Annotated in this window: 18 protein-coding genes; 10 read left to right on the top strand and 8 right to left on the bottom strand. The window is 48.8% G+C overall.

Annotation, left to right across the window (positions count from 1 at the left end; translation table 11 throughout):
- From ABV409_RS03515 to ABV409_RS03475, 9 genes are all read left to right on the top strand, one after another.
- On the top strand, positions 1-3123 hold the full coding sequence (locus tag ABV409_RS03515; protein ID WP_353876164.1) for a VPS10 domain-containing protein: 3123 nt from the start codon (positions 1-3) through the stop codon (positions 3121-3123).
- A gap of 84 nt (positions 3124-3207) precedes the next feature.
- A complete protein-coding gene (locus ABV409_RS03510; protein WP_353876163.1) occupies positions 3208-3756 on the top strand; it encodes a CopD family protein in 549 nt (182 codons plus the stop codon).
- Positions 3757-3845: 89 nt separating this feature from the next.
- Complete coding sequence (locus tag ABV409_RS03505; RefSeq protein ID WP_353876875.1) at positions 3846-5255, top strand: sensor histidine kinase; 1410 nt, start codon at positions 3846-3848, stop codon at positions 5253-5255.
- A 64-nt stretch (positions 5256-5319) separates the two neighbouring features.
- Positions 5320-6102, top strand: coding sequence for an enoyl-CoA hydratase/isomerase family protein (locus ABV409_RS03500; RefSeq protein WP_353876162.1), 783 nt, complete (start codon positions 5320-5322; stop codon positions 6100-6102).
- Positions 6103-6124: 22 nt separating this feature from the next.
- Entirely contained in the window at positions 6125-7669 is a 1545-nt protein-coding gene (locus ABV409_RS03495) for a hypothetical protein (protein WP_353876161.1), read from the top strand.
- An 18-nt stretch (positions 7670-7687) separates the two neighbouring features.
- The gene (locus ABV409_RS03490) at positions 7688-8134 is read left to right on the top strand and encodes an META domain-containing protein (protein ID WP_353876160.1); all 447 of its coding nucleotides are present in this window, start codon (positions 7688-7690) and stop codon (positions 8132-8134) included.
- 51 nt (positions 8135-8185) lie between these two features.
- A complete protein-coding gene (locus ABV409_RS03485) occupies positions 8186-9259 on the top strand; it encodes a PA0069 family radical SAM protein (RefSeq protein WP_353876159.1) in 1074 nt (357 codons plus the stop codon).
- Between the two features lie 114 nt (positions 9260-9373).
- Positions 9374-9730, top strand: a complete 357-nt coding sequence (locus ABV409_RS03480; protein WP_353876158.1) for a YciI family protein — start codon at positions 9374-9376, stop codon at positions 9728-9730.
- A gap of 11 nt (positions 9731-9741) precedes the next feature.
- Positions 9742-11031, top strand: a complete 1290-nt coding sequence (locus ABV409_RS03475; RefSeq protein ID WP_353876157.1) for an RNA polymerase sigma factor — start codon at positions 9742-9744, stop codon at positions 11029-11031.
- Positions 11032-11043: 12 nt separating this feature from the next.
- Here the strand turns inward: ABV409_RS03475 and ABV409_RS03470 are convergent, their stop codons facing one another.
- From ABV409_RS03470 to ABV409_RS03435, 8 genes are all read right to left on the bottom strand, one after another.
- The gene (locus ABV409_RS03470) at positions 11044-12444 is read right to left on the bottom strand and encodes an ankyrin repeat domain-containing protein (protein WP_353876156.1); all 1401 of its coding nucleotides are present in this window, start codon (positions 12442-12444) and stop codon (positions 11044-11046) included.
- A 102-nt stretch (positions 12445-12546) separates the two neighbouring features.
- A complete protein-coding gene (locus tag ABV409_RS03465) occupies positions 12547-13050 on the bottom strand; it encodes a hypothetical protein (RefSeq protein ID WP_353876155.1) in 504 nt (167 codons plus the stop codon).
- Positions 13051-13530 (bottom strand): hypothetical protein, encoded by a 480-nt coding sequence (locus ABV409_RS03460; RefSeq protein WP_353876154.1) that lies wholly within the window; start codon positions 13528-13530, stop codon positions 13051-13053.
- A complete protein-coding gene (locus tag ABV409_RS03455) occupies positions 13499-14923 on the bottom strand; it encodes a Gfo/Idh/MocA family protein (RefSeq protein ID WP_353876153.1) in 1425 nt (474 codons plus the stop codon). The genes ABV409_RS03460 and ABV409_RS03455 overlap by 32 nt, the downstream gene beginning before the upstream one ends.
- A 108-nt stretch (positions 14924-15031) precedes the next feature.
- Positions 15032-15688, bottom strand: coding sequence for an HD domain-containing protein (locus tag ABV409_RS03450; RefSeq protein WP_353876152.1), 657 nt, complete (start codon positions 15686-15688; stop codon positions 15032-15034).
- A 1-nt stretch (position 15689) separates the two neighbouring features.
- Positions 15690-16421, bottom strand: a complete 732-nt coding sequence (locus ABV409_RS03445) for a lysophospholipid acyltransferase family protein (RefSeq protein ID WP_353876151.1) — start codon at positions 16419-16421, stop codon at positions 15690-15692.
- A 1-nt stretch (position 16422) separates the two neighbouring features.
- Positions 16423-17136: an SDR family NAD(P)-dependent oxidoreductase gene (locus ABV409_RS03440; protein ID WP_353876150.1), complete on the bottom strand. Its 714-nt coding sequence runs from the start codon at positions 17134-17136 to the stop codon at positions 16423-16425.
- Between the two features lie 56 nt (positions 17137-17192).
- The gene (locus tag ABV409_RS03435) at positions 17193-17603 is read right to left on the bottom strand and encodes a BrxA/BrxB family bacilliredoxin (protein ID WP_353876149.1); all 411 of its coding nucleotides are present in this window, start codon (positions 17601-17603) and stop codon (positions 17193-17195) included.
- A 125-nt stretch (positions 17604-17728) separates the two neighbouring features.
- On the opposite strand from ABV409_RS03435, the gene ABV409_RS03430 reads away from it, so the two are divergent.
- Complete coding sequence (locus tag ABV409_RS03430) at positions 17729-18460, top strand: tellurite resistance TerB family protein (RefSeq protein ID WP_353876148.1); 732 nt, start codon at positions 17729-17731, stop codon at positions 18458-18460.
- Positions 18461-18468: the final 8 nt, after the last annotated feature.

The raw sequence follows: 18468 nt of genomic DNA, 5'->3' as shown, positions 1-18468 counted from the left end.
ATGAGAAAATTACTTGCAATAGCGACCCTCTGTTTTACATTTTCAGGGTTGGCGCAAACTGCTGAAAGCTATTTCAAACCCTTGAAATTCCGGAATATCGGCCCGTTCAGGGGCGGGCGTTCCGTCTGTGCCTCTGGAGTTATTGGGGATCCGATGACCTATTATATGGGAACCACGGGTGGTGGCTTATGGAAAACCACCGATGCCGGGCAACGTTGGAACAATATTTCAGACGGCTTTTTCGAAATGGGGTCGGTCGGTGCCATAGCGGTTTCGACTTACAATTCCAATGTGATTTATGTAGGGATGGGTGAACATGCCCCAAGGGGCGTGATGACGTCTTATGGAGATGGGGTTTACAAATCCACCGATGCCGGAAAAACCTGGAAGCATATGGGCTTGACCCAAACGCACCATATCTCGCGTATCGTCATCCACCCGACCAATCCCGATATCGTCTACGTTGCCGCCCAAGGGCAGTTATATGGCCCAAATAAAGAGCGGGGCATTTACAAATCAACCGATGGGGGCAAGACCTGGAAAAACACCTTGTTCGTCAATGAACTGACCGGCGCGTCTGAACTGTCTATGGATTCGAACTATCCTGAGATCATGTATGCGGCCATGTGGGAACACCAGCGCAAGCCCAATATGGTGGTCAGTGGTGGTGCGGGTAGCGGATTGTATAAATCCACCGATGCCGGGGAAACCTGGACGGAGATGACCGAAGGCCTGCCAAAAGAAAAAGGGAAAATGGCCATTTCGGTAAGTCCGGCGAATTCCAGCAAAGTGTATGCCTTGATCGAAAGCGATAGCAACCAAGATAAAGGGGGCCTCTTCGTTTCGAACAATGCCGGTAAATCGTGGCGAATGGTCAGCGGTGACAACCGCTTGGTACAGCGTGCCTGGTATTACATCGAGGTGTTTGCCGACCCACAAGATGAAGACATCGTTTATGTTTTAAGTGCCCCAGCGCTGCGCTCCCTTGATGGTGGCGCAACTTGGGAACGTCTATCGGGTACCCACGGCGATTACCATGACCTGTGGATCAATCCGAAGAACTCCTTGAACATGGTCATTGCCAATGATGGGGGTGCAGCGGTGACCTTTGATTTTGGAAAGACCTGGTCTTCGCAAGTGAACATGCCCACGGGCCAGTTTTATCGAATCAACACCGACAACCTATTTCCCTATAACATCTATGCCGGGCAGCAGGATTATTCTTCGGCCATGATCGCTAGCATGTCGGTCGGTCGTGGGGGGATCACCATGTCCGATTTCAGTCCCTCGGCCGGGGGTGAAAGCGCCTTTTTGGCCTTTGACCCCGACGATCCTAGGTATGTGATGGGAGGCAGTTATCTGGGCACGATCGATGTATTGGATATGGATTCAAAGGCCTCGACCCAGGTCATGGCCGCCCCGATCCAATACTTAGGTCGCGAGGCCCGAAATATGAAGTACCTCTACAATTGGAACGCCCCGACCTTGCGTTCACAGCACGAGGAGAACACCTTTTACCATGGGGCCCAACTGTTGTTGCGCACAAGGGATATGGGAGTGACCTGGGAAGAAATATCGCCTGACCTTACACGCGATATCGATGCAAAACAAGGTAATGGAGGGGGGCCATATACGAACGAAGCCGTTGGGGCTGAAAACTATGGCACCTTGGCCTATGTCATCGAATCACCACACGAGGCAGGGGTCTTTTATACCGGCAGTGATGATGGCTATGTCCATATTACCAAAGACAATGGGGAAAGTTGGCAAAACATCACCCCAAAAAACCTAGGGGAATCTTTGGTGAATGCCATTGAGGTCTCACCCCATGATAAGGCTACCGTTTATATCGCTACGACCAAGTATAAGTTCAATGACCATACCCCTGCCCTCTATAAAAGTACCGATTACGGTGCTTCTTGGACACGCATCAACTCCGGCATCCCACAAGGAGCCTTCACCCGGGTGGTACGCGAAGATCCCTTGCGAAAAGACTTGCTATACGCGGGTACCGAAAAAGGCTTATACCTTTCTTGGAACGGAGGAAAGAGCTGGAAATCCTTTCAACTGAACCTGCCCAAAACACCGATTACCGATTTGAAGATCCATCAGGGCGATTTGATCGTTGCCACCTCGGGTAGGGCCTTTTGGATTTTGGATGACCTTGCATTGCTTTCGTCGTATGACCCATCGCAGAAGGGTATGAAACTATACGAACCCAAGGCGGCGAAGAACGGCGCTTGGTATGGACCTATGAGCGGAGACATCACCAACTTCAACGGCATGCGCACCTTGTATGGGGTGAACCCTGCCAATGGTTTGGTCTTATATTATGAATTACCGAAATTGAACGATTCCATCGTTTTGACCATGGACATTTTGGATGCTTCAGGAAAGGTAGTGCGTAGCTTTTCTTCGGAGAAGGATAAAGATTATGTGCCGCACAACGGAGGAGGTCCGCGACGGGCCCCTACACTTTCGAAAAAAGAAGGGTTGAACCGTTTTGTTTGGGACATGCGGACCCCGATCCTGCCCGGCATACCGGGAGCGTATATCGAATCGCGATTCAGTGGCCATGTCGTCCCTCCAGGAACGTATACCGTTCGCTTGAAAGCGGGGCAGACTGCCAAATCGGTTTCAGGTGAAATCGTTGCGATGCCCACCTACCGAACCACGCCGGAACAGTACGCGGAATACCATGCGTTTATGAGCGATATGGAACAACGATTGACCGAGATGCACCAAATGGTCAATACCTTGTACAAAGCCCAAGGCCAATTGAAAGCGGTCTTAAAAGACGTTACCGATGCCGATGTCAAGGCTGCTGGGAAGGAATTGCTGGAGCGTATGGATGCTTGGGACAAAGACATGATACAACGCAAGTCGAAAGCGTATGATGATGTGGAGAACTTCCCGAACAAGTTCACGGCCGAGTACCTGTTCCTGATCGACGCGACCAATAGTACGATTCCGCGTGTCAACCAACCTTCAAAAGACCGAAAGCAGGAGTTGGACGCCCAATGGTCCGGTTTGAAGGCAAGGGCGAATACCTTGATGAAAACGGAGATCCCCGAGTTCAATAAGAAATTATGGGATGCGGGTATCGGCGCGATCCGGATGTAACCAATTAACTGGAATTTGGTCAAAGGCTGCGTGTTTTCAATCGTTGCGCGTTACCTTTGACCTCGATTCCAAACCGATCGAAACGTGGCGTATTACAATTACATCAAAGCCCTGCACTTGATTTTCGTGGTGACCTGGTTCGCCGGCCTGTTTTACATTCCGCGATTGTTCATCAATCATATCGAGGCCGATGCGAAACCTTCGCCCGAACGTGAAATCCTAAGCACACAGTTCAAATTGATGGCCAAACGGCTTTGGTTCATCATCACTTGGCCTTCGGCCATACTTTGCACGATTTTCGCGATCTGGTTGCTGGTCTTGATGCCCGAATGGTTGCAGCAGCCCTGGATGCATGTGAAGTTGGGTTTTGTGGGTTTGTTGTTCGTTTACCACATTCGATGCCACTTGATGTTCAAACAATTGCAGCGTGACATCGTTAAATATACCTCTCGGTATATGAGAATATGGAACGAAGTGGCCACCTTGGTGCTCTTCGCCATCGTCTTTTTGGTCATCCTTAAAAACGCCTTCAACTGGATTTACGGGGTAATCGGCATTTTCGCATTATCACTCGCGTTGATGTTCGGTATTCGGCTGTACAAACGGATCAGGGACAAGAACCCGAACGCGTAAGATCGCTTTGGTGCGATTCTTGTTACCTTTAAGCAACTCAAAACCGTCAAGTGAGGAAACTTTCGCTTCGTTCCCGTATTTTTTTCACCATGATCCTTTTGGTGGTCATCGCTTCCGTACTGATTGCCGGGGTGACCATTTACCAGTATCGCGAGCAATCGAAGGATTATCATGAAAACCGCTTGGAGCGTAAAGAGGAACAGATCCTTCAAAGCATCGATTACGTGCTGCGCGAGACCACCTACGAACCCTTGACCGAAAACCTAGAGTATATTTTCAGGGATGAAATCTATAAGATAGCCGATGTTCAGAATGTCTCTTTCAACATCTATGATCTCGACGGCGGATTGGTTAAAAGTTCGAAACCGGCCTTTGAGGCCGATAGCATTTCCAATTGCCTTGATGCCGAGGTGTTGAACAATCTTTTGCAAACCCAGGAAAAACGCTTTGTTGAAGAGCGAAGTGGAAGTGAAGGCAAGTACAAGGCCTCTTACACCTACATCAACGACCGAAATTTTAAACCGATCGGTATAATGAATCTTCCTTATTTCGAGGACAATTCTTTCAACGATATGGAGTTGCGCGAATTCTTGATGCGGTTGGGGGGCGTTTATCTGTTGATGTTGCTTTCGGCCATTGTTTTTGCCTATTTCATTTCGAAATACATTACCCGCTCCCTCCAGACCATTACTGATAAATTGGACCAAACGAACTTGACCAAACGGAATGAGAAAATCCACATCGATGATCCCAGTGAGGAAATAGGCAAGCTGGTGTATTCCTACAATCATATGATCGATGAATTGGAGGCCAGTGCGGCGAAATTGGCGCGCAGTGAACGGGAACAGGCCTGGCGTGAAATGGCAAAACAGGTGGCCCACGAGATCAAGAATCCCTTGACGCCGATGCGGTTGAGTGTTCAGAGTTTCGAACGCAAATTCGACCCGACCGATGCCAAGGCGGAAAGTAAGATCAAGGAGTTTTCAAAAACCCTGGTACAGCAAATCGATACGATGAGCAATATCGCTTCGGCATTTTCGAATTTCGCCGATATGCCGGCACAGCAAAACGAAGATCTTAACGTGGTCGAAGTGACCAAACTGGCCTTGGATATCTTTCAAGAACCGTACATCCATTTTATTTCGGATGAGGCTTCCATTCGTGCCAGACTCGATCGCACCCAACTGATACGGGTGGTGACCAATTTGGTCAAAAACGCCATTCAGGCCGTACCGGATGTTGAGTCACCGCGCATTTTGGTTACGGTGACCCCTGAGGCCGATCAAGTCAAGATTTCCGTTGCCGATAACGGGGTTGGGATCGCCGATGATTTCAAAGACAAGGTGTTCGAGCCCAAGTTCACTACCAAATCAAGTGGTATGGGCCTCGGTCTGGGGATGGTCAAGAACATCGTCGAAAATTACAACGGCACGATCGATTTTACCTCCCAAGAAGGCAAGGGTACCGTTTTTACGGTCCGCTTCCCTAAAGAACATTGACCTTGTATTTCCACCTTGTCGACTCGACCCTATTGGCTACCTTTATCATCTCGAAACCGCAGCTATGGAATACCACAACATTTATATTGAAGAAGAAGCGCCCATTGCGACCGTTACCATCGACCGTCCGAAGAAATTGAATGCCCTCAATCAAGCGACTATCGCCGAATTGCACCAGGCCTTCAAGGAATTGGACGAAGATCCTGCGATACGGGTGATCATTATTACCGGAAGTGGCGACAAGGCCTTTGTGGCCGGGGCCGATATTTCGGAATTCGCTGATTTTTCGGTCGAACAGGGGGGCGCCTTGGCGCAAAAAGGGCAAGAGCTGCTTTTCGATTTTGTTGAAAACCTAGGTACCCCGGTCATTGCCGCCGTGAATGGGTTCGCTCTAGGTGGTGGACTCGAGTTGGCCATGTCGGCCCATTTTCGTGTCGCCAGTGACAATGCCAGAATGGGATTGCCCGAAGTGTCCCTTGGGGTCATTCCGGGTTATGGGGGTACCCAACGGCTTCCGAAACTGATCGGAAAAGGAAGGGCTATGGAGCTGATCATGAGTGCCGGCATGATCGATGCCGCCAAGGCCGAACGCTTCGGCTTGGTGAATTATGTCGTCGCCCAAGACGAATTGGATGTCGTTTGTCGAAAACTTGCCTCAAAGATCGCGAACAACTCGCCTGCGGCCATTTCACAGGCAATAAAAGCGGTAAATGCAGGTTATAGTCATGATACGAATGGCTATGCCGCTGAAATCGAAGCTTTTGGCCACTGCTTCGGCACCGACGATTTCGCCGAAGGAACATCGGCCTTTTTGGAAAAGAGAAAAGCTGATTTTTCCGGTTCATAGCCTTGGTTAAACCAACGGCTTTATGAAACGACTACTACTGCTACTTTGCAGTGCCATGCTTTGGCAATTGACTGCACAGGAAATGCCCATTTCTTATGATTTCGGTGAGAAATTCAGCGATCGGTACAAATATTCGAACCTGCAACTCATCCAAGAAGACGGGGCAGGGGGCTACATCTTAGTGCGTTCCTATTTTCAAGGGCTGATCTTAAAGCCCAAGGGCTACTTTATCGAACACTACGACAAAGACCTGAACCTGGTCTCTGAATACAACTATAAATTACGGGGATTACAATTCGTTGATGGATTTTTAAAAGACGGCCAACTGAACCTGTTGTTCTTGAATTATGACTTCGATCGCGAGCAATACGAGTATTGGGTGCATCAGAGCAACACCATCAACTATGACTTCAAGGCCCAAAAGCTGTTGAGTGTGAAAACCAAGGCCGTACCCGGTGCCCTGGGCAAGAACTATTACAATAGGAATTTTTCAAAGGGCTTTACCACCACCGTGCTTTTCGACCAAAACAAGTCGGGCTTCGTCATCAGTACCCATTTGAAGAAAAACAAGATCAGTGAGCATCGAATCCATCATTTCGATGCCCGCCTGAACAAACTGGGCGAATATGATTTTTCGCAAGAAGCGGAAGAAAAGAACTATGCGTTCGAAAACTTGGCGTTTTCAAAAAGCGGTATTGTCTATCTGGTCGGAAAGGCCTACTTCAAAAAGAAACGGTTCAAGGTCGATGAACGAAAGTTCCAATATGAAATCGTACGGTTGTCGGATACCGGTATCGCCAATCAAAATGTCGATGATCCCGGGAAGTATTCCGAAAGCCTTTATCCCATCGTACAAAATGACCGGTTAGTCTGCGTTGGGTTTTATGCGAATCGAAAAGATCATCGCTATAACGGACTCTCGTTTTTCGAATTGGATCCCAATTCGCTTTCCATCCGCACCAAGAAATACAATGCGTTTTCAGAACAGTTCATGCAAGATAAATTCGGTCGTGAAGAAGACAAGGAAATCAAAAACCTGGTCTTTAAAGAGGTACATGTTACCCCGAATAACGACATCTTGTTCAATGCCGAAGAGTATTTCGTGACCCATAGTATGCAAGATTCCGGGGCAGGGCAACGCATCAAGATCGAACGTTTTCACTATAATGATATCGTAAGTGCCAAACTCGATGCGCAAGGCCAAATGGTCTGGGCCCGGAACATCAACAAGGCGGAAGTGACCCAAGGTGATGGGGCCTATGCCTCCTATAGCGCCTATTGCAAAGAAGGCAAGACCTATTTCTTCATTTGCACCGCCGCCGAGAACCCGCAACTGATCAACAACGAACGCTTGATCTTCAAGCAAGGCTTAAGCAGGAATCGAAATGTATTCGTCATTTCCTTGGATGAAAATGGAAAGATGGCCTTCGAAAAGATCATTGATGATAAAGATGCGCGCTTGCCTTTAATGGTCTCCAAACCTTTAAAACTACCCGAAGATGAAAACATGCTTTTCTATGCGAAACGCGGCAGCAAGAAGCAACTGGTGAAGGTCGCCTTCAATTGAAATTCTAACACCCCAAATATGAGAACACTACGATTATTTTTTATGAGTGCCGTGCTTTTGGCAACGGCAACAGCATGCAGCGATTCCGATGACGGAACGACTGCTGATCCGCTATCAGGAACTTGGCGTATCACACAGATCCAAGTATCACAACAACAGCTGGCCCAAATCGCACCGTCCAACGAAAACATCTTGATTACCTTCGAAAGTGGCGGCACTTTCAATGGGCAAACCTCGGTCAACCAGTTCAGTGGGCGGTACGAACTCAACGGAACCACCTTGACCATGCTCGAATTCACGACCACAGAGGTAGCCGATACCCAATTCGCCACCGCTTTTTACAATGCGATCGCCGAGGCCCAAGTGCCGGATCAAACCTTTGCGCAATTCGGATTTTCATTCGACAACCAAGACTTGATCATGGTATTCGGCAATTCGGGAAGCATGACGTTGGAGCCCCAATAATTTAACAAAAGCCATAAGGAAAAATTCCATAAATTTGGAATAAATCCTACATTGAAATCAAAAACATACCTTCAGGGTCGAGGGGCGCAAAGCAACGCCCACAATCGATTTTTAAAGCAGGTTTACGAACGGCGTGAAGACTTTTTGGAGTACTGCCGCTTAGAGGGCGAACTGCCCGAATCGAACAAGACCGAATACCTTCCCGTTTTTCCGAAAACGGTAGTCAACAAAGTGTCCAGTCCGGATGTGGGCATGTCCTATAGTATGAATCCCTATCAAGGTTGTGAGCACGGTTGTATTTATTGCTATGCTAGAAATGCCCATGAATACTGGGGCTATAGTGCCGGATTGGATTTCGAGCGGAAGATCTTGATCAAGAAAGAGGCTCCGCGGTTGTTGGAAGAACAGCTGAAGAAAAAACAGTGGAAGGCCGAAACCATTGTACTTTCAGGAAACACCGACTGTTACCAACCTGCCGAACAACGCTTCAAGTTGACCCGGCAATGCCTGGAGGTGTTTTTGAAGTACCGGCATCCTGTGGGGATCATTACCAAGAACGCCCTCGTTTTACGCGATTTGGATATCATCAAGGAGTTGAACACCCATGGATTGATAGCCGTTAACATTTCGATCACTTCGCTTTCCGAAAAGACCAGGCGTTTGTTGGAACCCCGAACGGCCACTCTGAAGCGAAGGTTGGATACGATTAGGAGGCTTTCCGAAGCGAATGTACCGGTCAATGCCATGCTGGCTCCAATGATTCCTGGGATCAATAGCCATGAACTGCTGCCTTTGGCCAAAGCAGTGGCCGATCATGGGGCCTTGTCCTTCGGATTTACGATCGTTCGACTGAATGGGGCCATTGGGCAGTTGTTCACCGAGTGGATCAACAAGACCATGCCGGATCGGGCCCAAAAGGTCTTGCACCTCATCCAAGATTGCCATGGCGGTAGTCTCAACGACAGCCGCTTCGGTCTCCGCAATCGCGGTGAAGGAAAAGTAGCCGAACAGATCCATCAGATGGCCCGATTGGCCAAAAAGAAATATTTTCAAGGACGTGAATTCCCAAAGCTGCGAACGGACCTCCATGAACCTTATAAGGCTGGACAAATGAAGTTATTTTGAATATTTTTATGATAACGGTCCAATAGAGCGATGTCGAACCGTCATCCTTATGAAAACAATGTAAAACCCGTTCGGAGCGATGCATCACATCGACCGGACCTAAAAAAAGAACCAATGAGTAATTTTTTGTATTTGTTCAGAGGAGGCGACGAAGCCTATCAAAAATTGTCACAAGAAGAAAAGCAGGCCCATATGCAAGTATGGCACGAATGGATGGGAAACCTAAGAGAAGAAGGCCATTTATTGGATGGGCTCCCCTTGGCCGAGGATGGTCGCGTGGTACATAACCGAGGCGAATTGGTCACCAATGGCCCTTATGCCGAAGGAACCGAATTGGTCGGTGGGTATCTCATCGTTTCGGCCAAGGATATCGATGAGGCGGTGACCATTTCCAAAGGCTGTCCGATATTCGATTATGAGGGCAGTAATGTAGAGGTCCGTGAGATCCTGTCTATGGAAGACAACCATTAAACCATACCAATTTGATAAAGCCTGGATCCGTTCAGGCTTTTTTTATGGCACAGCAGCACAACATACAACAAACCGTCGATCATCTGTTTCGAAACGAACACGGAAAGGTGGTGGCCTTGCTTGCGAACAAGTATGGGGCCTCCCATTTCGAAGCCATTGAAGATGTGGTGCAAGACACCTTTATAAAAGCGATGCAGGTGTGGGGGTATCAAGAGGTACCCGACAATCCGACCGCCTGGCTCTATCGGGTCGCTAACAATGCGATGATCGACGGTTTGCGCCGTGCCAAGAAGTTCGACTTGGTAACGGAATCCAAGAATAGTGAAGCGGTGACCCAGACTTCCGACATCGCTACCGATAGTGAACTGACCGATAGCCAACTCAAGTTGATCTTTGCATGCTGCGACCCTTCGCTTTCCGAAGAATACCAGTTGGTGTTGAGCCTTAAGATCATGGGAGGGTTCAGTAATCGCGAGCTGGCCGAAGCCTTGCTCAAAAAAGAGGAGACCGTTGCGAAGTCATATACCCGTGCTAAAAAGAAATTCAGGGAGCAGGTACGCTTACCGAAATTTCCGGTCGAATTGGGGCTACAATCCCGTTTGTTCGTCGTTTTGCGGGTTATTTACCTGCTTTTCTCCGAAGGTTATGCCGTGACTTCGGGTACCCTGGCCATCAAACGGGACATTTGCTACGAGGCTTTGCGCCTTGCCTTGTTGTTGCGCAAGAATACTTATTGCCAGCATGAACAATTGGATGCTTTGATCGCATTAATGTGCTTTCACGCCGCACGATTCGATGCCCGCATCGACCCAGCGGGGAGCTTGGTGACCTTGGCCGAACATGATCGGTCTTTATACAATACCGAACTGATTGAAATCGGAACCTTTCATTTGGAAAAGGCGGGTGCGGGTAAAGGACTGACTTCGCGCTACCATCTCGAGGCGGCGGTATCGTACTACCATTCAACGGCCGAAACCTATGCCGAAACCGACTGGGGCCGCATTCTTCAGCTGTACGATTTGCACCTGCAACGAAATTTCTCACCCATAGTGGCCCTCAACAGGATCGTTGCTTACCAGCGCGTACACGGTGCCGCGAAAGCTTTGAAGGTTTTGGATGAGGTCGCTTCCAAAAACGATTATTCGAAAACCGCCCTATATTTTGCGATCCAGGGTGAATTGCTTCTCGAATTGGGCCAAAAAACGTTTGCTGTGTCTATTGAAAAAGCCATTGCCCTCAGCGAAAACGAGTTGGTCAAAAAGCACTTGGCCAAAAAGTTGCACCCCAAGGAACCCGAATAACCCTATCGGTGCTCACTGTTTGCCCAAGGCCTTTTTTCGGAGCTCTTCGATAATTTCGGTGCCCACCCAATAAATGTCTTGCTTGCTGGTGTAAAAGAGGTAGTTGCCGTCATGGGTCACGAAAGGACAGAGTTCGTGATGTAGGGAATTGATACTTGCCCCCATATTCAAGGCTTTGGTCCATTGGCCTTGTTCGGTCTTAAAACTGATATAGAGGTCGCCGCGTCCATAGCCATCCGCTAACATACCGCAAAAAATAAGGTACCGTTCTTGGGGATCGACGAATACATCGGCTTCATAGGCTTCGGTGTTGACCCAACCCGGCAATGGTTCCGCCTTTTTAAAACCACCATCCACGAATTCGGCCTTGTAGAGGTCGTAGTCCGAACGGACCCGATCTTCTGGGGCATTGCTATTCGATGAAAAATATAGGCTTCCGTCTTGGGCAAAGGAGATGTAATATTCGTTGCGATCCGAGTTGATATTGGGCCCCACATTGATGGGAGACGACCATCCTTTCTTTGTCCGTTCGATATACCAGATGTCTTGGTCCTTCAAATCACCTTCACCGTCAAACGCCCGCTTCGAAATAAAATACAGGCGTTGTTCATCTGGGGATAAAAAAGGATCGTTATAGCCGTAACGGTCATGCGCTAGCAAGACGACCGGTGGCGACCACGTACCATCAAACCGTTTTTTCGTGAACCGGATCTCGTTTTTTCCGTTCACATCGACCGCATAGTACAATTCGTCACTGGCCTTGTTGAAAACCGAACCGAATTCCGATGCTTCGGTTGAGATGACATTGGGCGCAAAAAGTTTCGAGATAGTACCCGGGGGATCTTGTCCGAGGTACGCCCCTTGTGGGGAGAACCTACGAACAAGTTCGGGTTTGGCCCCTAATTCGCTTAAAACCGTCGCGATTTCATTTGCTTCGATACGTAGGGCGATTTCAAGCGGTGTGCTTCCACGTTCGTTGAGCCCATTGACATCGACTCCAAGGGTGACCAGCTTTTTTAGAAAATCGGCTTGCTCGGTCATTACGGCCTTCGTTATCAAAGAAGGTCCAAAAGTGGTGAGCCAGCTAGCATCGGGTTGTAAGGCTACTAGTTTTTCAAAAAACCCCATCCGCTCAAAGCGTATGGCCATATGCATTGGGGTAGCCCCTTCATGGTCTTGGGCGTTGATCGCAATGCCCTTTTGCACCAAATGGTCGAAAACCTCGGTTCTGTCACAAGCCACAGCCCAATGCAACAAGCTTCGTCCACGGCTATCTTCACTATCGATTGTGGTATTTTGGAGCAGATTGTCGAGGCGAACGAGATTTCCTTGACAGGCCGTTCGATGGATGCTCTGTGCGTGTAGGAATGTTGCGGAAAGCAGGAGCAACATCACCAAAAAGTGGTGTTTCATTGTTTTGATACCTAACGTTTGCCTGCGATTCATGTATTTAAGATTCCCAGATATTGGACCCGAAGTGCAATTTCGTTTTGTCGCGAATTGCTGTTTCCATCCTCAGTCGACCAATTGTTGTGATTTTGGTTTGATGACCAGATCCCGATGCAGGTTCGGGAAATACTTGAGCATGACGGACTTGTCTTTTCCGGAGGCATCGATAAAGGTCCAGTTGGTGCCGTTGTCTTTCGAAATGCCGATTAAGGTCGATTCGGAGCGTACTTTGCCTTGCGGGGTCTGCATAAGCATGACCTGGGTTAGGGTACACTGCAGTTCGCCCTCGTTTTTGACGAAGGTGGAGGCCTCTTTGAAATTCAGGTCCAAAAATGAAAACCCCTCATTTTCCATGCGGGTCATGGCTTGACGGGTCGCTTTGACCATGGTCGATTTGCCCCCGATCATTTCAATGACCTTGGGGTAAGTGAAATTGGCGAAATTGTCATAATCCTTCGCTAAAAAGTAGGTTTTCATTTCAGCCAATTGGGTGTTGAGGTTGTCGTTATTGGTTTGGGCCTGGACTGGAAGAAGGAGCATCAGGGCCATGAAAGGGAGCAATCGTTTCATTCAATCGGATTTTGATTTTCTATAATAGATAACACTAAGGACCAGCAGGCAAGCCAAACCGATCCATAACATGAGGAGCGCGTAAAACACCGTACCCCAGGTCGTCACCGAATGGGGAGAAAATGTATAAATGTCATACACGCCATAAAGGAAGAACCCAAGTAAAACCATCAAGAGTAAGGTGCTGATGATAAAGACCAGGGTCACGTCTGCCTTAGCGAAACCCGTGGCCACCGATCGTAGCAAATACAGCCCGAATAACATAAAAACGAACAGTACCAAGCTAAACACGGTACCATCAAACACGAAATAGGTGTCGTGGATATTGATATCAATAGGAGTATTCCAAAACGATAAATCGCTTCCGAACACTCGTAGGGTGACCAAAAAGGTGGCTAGAAACGTTCCTGCCAACCAGAATACTTCCTTAAAACGGCCAATGGTCGATTTAACCAAGGTCCCACCCTTGTCGGTACTCACGACTGACCCATTCATTGGCTTTCTCGTAATTCGTGATTTTCATGTTTTCGCCATCCCACAATAACTTCCGGCGTCCGGGGTAGTCATAGGGCGCCCAATCGCCGATTTTTTTGCCGGGCTTCAATTGCTTGAATTGATAGGCCTTCACGGCAAGGTTGCCCATGAGTACGGTTTCGGTCAAAGGACCGGCCTTGGCGAAATCGGAAGAGGTCGCCGCCCCGTTCAAACATCCATCCACAAAATTGGCAATGTGGCCGTTCATGCCTTCGGGCACACGGGGATATTTTGGTTTGGGCGCATTGAACAGCTCCTTGAGTTCTGAAGGTAAGAAGCGTGCATTTCGCGAGTAGGTATCGAAGACCAAGGTGCCGCGTTCACCATACATGATGGTTCCACCACCACCGTCGCCAACCATTTCATTGTCTTTTAGGTCGTCGGGTAGGTCGGGTTTAAGTCCACCATCATACCAATTCAACTGAATGTCACCATGGTATTCGTGTTGGAATTTCAAATGGATTTTCGAGGATGGCGGACAAGAAGGACTGTAATCCGCTTCGACGAAATCGCCCACCCAAACGGTGGTACAACTGGCTTCCGCTTCGGTCGGGTACCCAAGATCCAAAACACTGAAGGGCGTTTCCATAATGTGGCATCCCATATCGCCCAAAGCTCCGGTGCCGAAATCCCACCAGCCACGCCATTTAAAGGGCAGGTAAGCGGCATTATAATCGCGCATGGCAGCAGGGCCTAACCATAGGTCCCAATCCAGTTCACGGGGTACCCGTTGTTTTTTGCTGGGCACGGGAACGCCTTGGGGCCATACCGGCCTATTCGTCCAACATTCGATGGTATGTACTTTGCCGATAATACCACTTTCGACCCACTCACGGGCTATACGGCTGTCATCGCTCGAAGCTCCTTGATTCCCCATTTGGGTCACGATGCCATTTTCTTTGGCGACCTGGGTCATCAATCGGGCTTCCTTGATATTGTGTGTCAGCGGTTTTTCGACATAGGCATGTTTTTTGGCCCGCATAAAGGGTAAGGAGATGCAGGCATGCGTATGGTCTGGTGTGGCGACCATAATCGCGTCGATCTCGCTGAGGTGCTTGTCATAAACTTTTCTGTAATCCTTGTATTTGTTAACGTCGGGATAGAGATCATAGGTTTCTTTGGCACGACGGTCATCAACATCACAAAGCGCAACGAATTTCACCTTACCGGTCTGCTGGAGCCCCCTGATGACCCCGCTACCACGACCCCCTACTCCGAAAGCGGCAACATAAAGGGTATCACTGGGTGGAACATGGTTTTTGCCCAGTACATAACTCGGCACAATGGAAAATGCGGCAGAGGTGGCCGCAGCACTTTTGATGAATTTTCTTCGTTGCATTTCAATTGGATTAAGGAATGGTTTGAAGATACAAAAAACTAAGAACGAAGCGGTCGTGGGCAGCGGTTCAAAATGCAACTAATTTTCAGCGGGTAAATTGGGGTGCGGTTACCGATCGCCCTTCCATTCGGCATAGAATTGTTCGAGGTAACGCAACATGTATTGATGTCGGGCATCGGCGAGTTTTCGGGCCGTTGCGGTGTGCATGCGCTCTTTCAACAACAGCAACTTTTCATAAAAATGGTTGATGGTAGGCGCTGTTGATTTCTTGTACTCCGCTTTGGTCATGTTCAAGACCGGTGCAATATCGGGATCGTACAGGGCCCTGTTTTTGAATCCGCCATAATTGAAAGCCCGCGCGATCCCGATCGCTCCGATAGCATCGAGCCGGTCGGCATCTTGAACGACTTCCATTTCTTTGGAACTGAAGGTGGTTCCGGGATCTAAACTGTTTTTAAACGACATGTTGGCGATTATGGCCACGATATGGTCGATCAGCTCTGTTTCGACGGCTAAGCTGCGCAGGAAATCACCGGCGATTTTCGGTCCGAGCTTTTCATCGCCCCCATGGAATTTTGGGTCAGCGATATCATGCAACAAGGCCGCAAGGCGAACGACCAAGCCGTCGACGGGTTCTTCTTCGGAAATGCGGACTGCGTTGTTATAGACCCGTTCGATGTGAAACCAATCATGCCCCCCTTCAGCATCTTTCAATTGGAGTTTCACAAAGGCTTTGGTCCGCGCTATGATATCCCTTTCTTCCATATCAATAGACGAGGTCTTTGATGACGGCCTGTTCCACTTTTTTGACCAACGTTTCGATATCCCCTTCAATGGGAATAGGTTCTTGGACCTTGAATTTCAAATAGCTGCCAAGCCCCATCGGAAATTGGCCAAAGCGCAGCAATTTCCATGAATTGTTGATGGTGATCGGAACGATCAAGGCCGAAGGCGCATTCTTGATGAGGGCTTTCAGTCCCGAAGGCTTGAAGGTTTTGGGCCTGCCGTCCCTACTTCGGGTACCTTCCGGAAAAATCACCGCACTGCGATGGTGCGTCTCGATATAGCGACCCAATTCGGCGATGGCATGGAGGGCTTGATTCGGATCTTTGCGATCGATCAATGCCGAACCCCCATGACGCAGGTTGAAGGATACGCTTGGGATACCCTTACCCAGTTCTTTTTTGCTCACGAATTTGGGGTGATGTTTTCGCATATACCAAATGATGGGGGGGATGTCGTACATGCTTTGATGATTGGTCACGATGATCAATGGACGATCGGTGGGGATGTTGTAGGCATTGTCGAAACGGTAACGGGTTCCGATAAGGTTCGTACAACGCATCAAAAACCAATTCAATAGGCTGACGCTAGCCTTGTGGGCACGATATCCGAACAGGTTCAAGGCCACCCACTGGATCGGGTGGAATACCACAAGGGTCAACCCGAAAAAGAAGAAATAGATGATCGTCAAAGGATAGGAAAGCAACCGGACCATTTCAAAATCGTTTGTAAAGCCAAGTTGGTAAAATTTTTAGTAGCAAGGCAATCAACCGCCATCTTTTTGTGATGTAGACAACTTCTTTTTCATTACGGATGGCCTTGGCGATCTGTCGCGCGGCCTTTTCGACCGGGGCGACCCAAAACCGGCCTTCCCCTTTGGCCATTGCCGTATCAACGAATCCCGGTCTCACATCGGTAAGGATCAAACCGGTTCGTTCTTTCTGGTTTTTTTGTCGCAAACCTTCCAAAAAATTCAGCTGATAGGCTTTGGTGGCGTTGTAAGAGGGGGCGATACCACCACCACGTAAACCGGCAAGCGATGATATCGTGACCAAATGGCCATGACCCTGCGCTTGGAAGAGGCGATAGCCCCAGACGGCCAATCTGCTAAAGGCATCGACGTTCAGGGCATTGGTCTTCTCGATATGTTCAGGGGCTAGGGTGGGGTTGAGTTCTCCGGTGCCGGCCGAAATGACCAAAACATCGAGACCCCCAAGCGATGCGACGAGTGCATCGAGCCGATTGGGAATATCGGGTTCGAGCACGTCGAAGTTGCCGATGGTCAGGTGGTCAGGGTGCTCGCTTTTCGAACTTTCGAGCAGTGATGCCCGCCGACCGACGATACCGATATGGTATCCTTCAGAAACCAATTCCATGGCCAGGGCCCTTCCGATTCCTGAACTGGCACCGATGATGATCGCTTTTTTCATGATATGCAATAAAAAACCGCCGTAATGGCGGTTTCAACATTCCTTTAAGCCGGTATTCAGCAAAATTCGTCGTAAGCCCCGGTGAGGTTTTCGGCGATCATCTCAGCTGGTCGGCCTTCGATATGGTGGCGTTCGATCATATGGACCAACTCCCCATCCTTGAACAAGGCCATACTAGGGGATGAAGGTGGAAATGGCACCATATGGTTACGCGCGGTTTCAACGGCTTCCATATCTACCCCGGCGAAAACGGTGACCAAGTGATTGGGTGTTTTGCCATTTTGCAGGCTCAATTTGGCCGCAGGTCGGGCATTCGCCGCAGCACAACCACAAACGGAATTCACCACGACCAAGGTCGTACCTTCCTTTTTAAGGGCGCCTTCAACGGCTTCGCTGGTATATAATTCTTCGAACCCGGCATCCGCCAAGTCGGCTCTCATTGGTTTTACTAATTCTTCAGGATACATAAGCTACTTTTTTCAAAAGACAAAGATACCAAATTTTGTCGCTTATTCCACTTGACCTTACAGCCCATAGAGCGCCACGTTCACGGTCAAAACCCTATCTTTGGGAATCAAAGAACGAATAAGGGATGATCAAGTACGTTGCGGCACTCCTGGGGTATTTCGTATTCCGGTTTCCAGGGGCCATTTTGGGCTTTTTGCTAGGCAGCTTTTTCGACAATGTCAACGGCGGGGGAGGCCGGAACGTCATTCGTGATTTTAGTCGACAATCCGTTTCACCGGCGGATTTTGAATTGAACCTGCTGTCGTTATGTTCCATTGTGATCAAGGCCGATGGGCAGGTCAGCCAACGGGAACTTGATTATGTTCGGCAATATTTCATCAGTACTTACGGCAAAGAGCGGGCCAATTCGATATTCCGGACTTTCAATGACGTCATCAAGAAAAGGGAAGTCTCCGCGCAAAAGATATGTACCTACCTGACCCAACGCACCCGCTATGCGGTGCGCCTACAACTGCTCCATTTTCTTTTTGGGATCGCCCAAGCCGATGGCCAGGTTAGCAAGGCCGAAGTGGACAAACTTAGGGAACTGGCCAGATATTTCAGGGTTAGTGTGCACGACTTCGAAAGCATCATGGCCATGTTCGTCGAGGCGGCCGACAATGCTTATAAGATTCTGGAAATCCCTAAATCGGCGTCTGACGATGAGGTTAAACAGGCCTATCGGAAAATGGCCAAAAAATACCATCCAGATCGCGTGGTCACCGAGAACGAAGCGATTAAAAAAGGGGCCGAAGAAAAGTTCAAGGAAGTCCAAAAGGCCTACGAGACCATTCAAAAAGAACGCGGTATCGCATAACCTAAAAA

The organism is Flagellimonas algarum (assembly GCF_040513375.1).
In the GTDB taxonomy this organism is placed as follows: domain Bacteria; phylum Bacteroidota; class Bacteroidia; order Flavobacteriales; family Flavobacteriaceae; genus Flagellimonas_B; species Flagellimonas_B algarum.
This window is presented reverse-complemented; position numbering and strand designations above follow the sequence as displayed.

Excerpts from the sequence above, each read along its gene's own strand:
- ABV409_RS03495 (WP_353876161.1), top strand. The coding sequence starts at position 6,125 with ATGAAACGACTACTACTGCTACTTTGCAGTGCCATGCTTTGGCAATTG.
- ABV409_RS03500 (WP_353876162.1), top strand. The coding sequence starts at position 5,320 with ATGGAATACCACAACATTTATATTGAAGAAGAAGCGCCCATTGCGACC.
- ABV409_RS03435 (WP_353876149.1), bottom strand. The coding sequence starts at position 17,603 with ATGTATCCTGAAGAATTAGTAAAACCAATGAGAGCCGACTTGGCGGAT.
- ABV409_RS03515 (WP_353876164.1), top strand. The coding sequence starts at position 1 with ATGAGAAAATTACTTGCAATAGCGACCCTCTGTTTTACATTTTCAGGG.
- ABV409_RS03490 (WP_353876160.1), top strand. The coding sequence starts at position 7,688 with ATGAGAACACTACGATTATTTTTTATGAGTGCCGTGCTTTTGGCAACG.
- ABV409_RS03505 (WP_353876875.1), top strand. The coding sequence starts at position 3,846 with ATGATCCTTTTGGTGGTCATCGCTTCCGTACTGATTGCCGGGGTGACC.
- ABV409_RS03470 (WP_353876156.1), bottom strand. The coding sequence starts at position 12,444 with ATGAAACACCACTTTTTGGTGATGTTGCTCCTGCTTTCCGCAACATTC.
- ABV409_RS03450 (WP_353876152.1), bottom strand. The coding sequence starts at position 15,688 with ATGGAAGAAAGGGATATCATAGCGCGGACCAAAGCCTTTGTGAAACTC.
- ABV409_RS03465 (WP_353876155.1), bottom strand. The coding sequence starts at position 13,050 with ATGAAACGATTGCTCCCTTTCATGGCCCTGATGCTCCTTCTTCCAGTC.
- ABV409_RS03455 (WP_353876153.1), bottom strand. The coding sequence starts at position 14,923 with ATGCAACGAAGAAAATTCATCAAAAGTGCTGCGGCCACCTCTGCCGCA.
- ABV409_RS03440 (WP_353876150.1), bottom strand. The coding sequence starts at position 17,136 with ATGAAAAAAGCGATCATCATCGGTGCCAGTTCAGGAATCGGAAGGGCC.
- ABV409_RS03430 (WP_353876148.1), top strand. The coding sequence starts at position 17,729 with ATGATCAAGTACGTTGCGGCACTCCTGGGGTATTTCGTATTCCGGTTT.
- ABV409_RS03445 (WP_353876151.1), bottom strand. The coding sequence starts at position 16,421 with ATGGTCCGGTTGCTTTCCTATCCTTTGACGATCATCTATTTCTTCTTT.
- ABV409_RS03480 (WP_353876158.1), top strand. The coding sequence starts at position 9,374 with ATGAGTAATTTTTTGTATTTGTTCAGAGGAGGCGACGAAGCCTATCAA.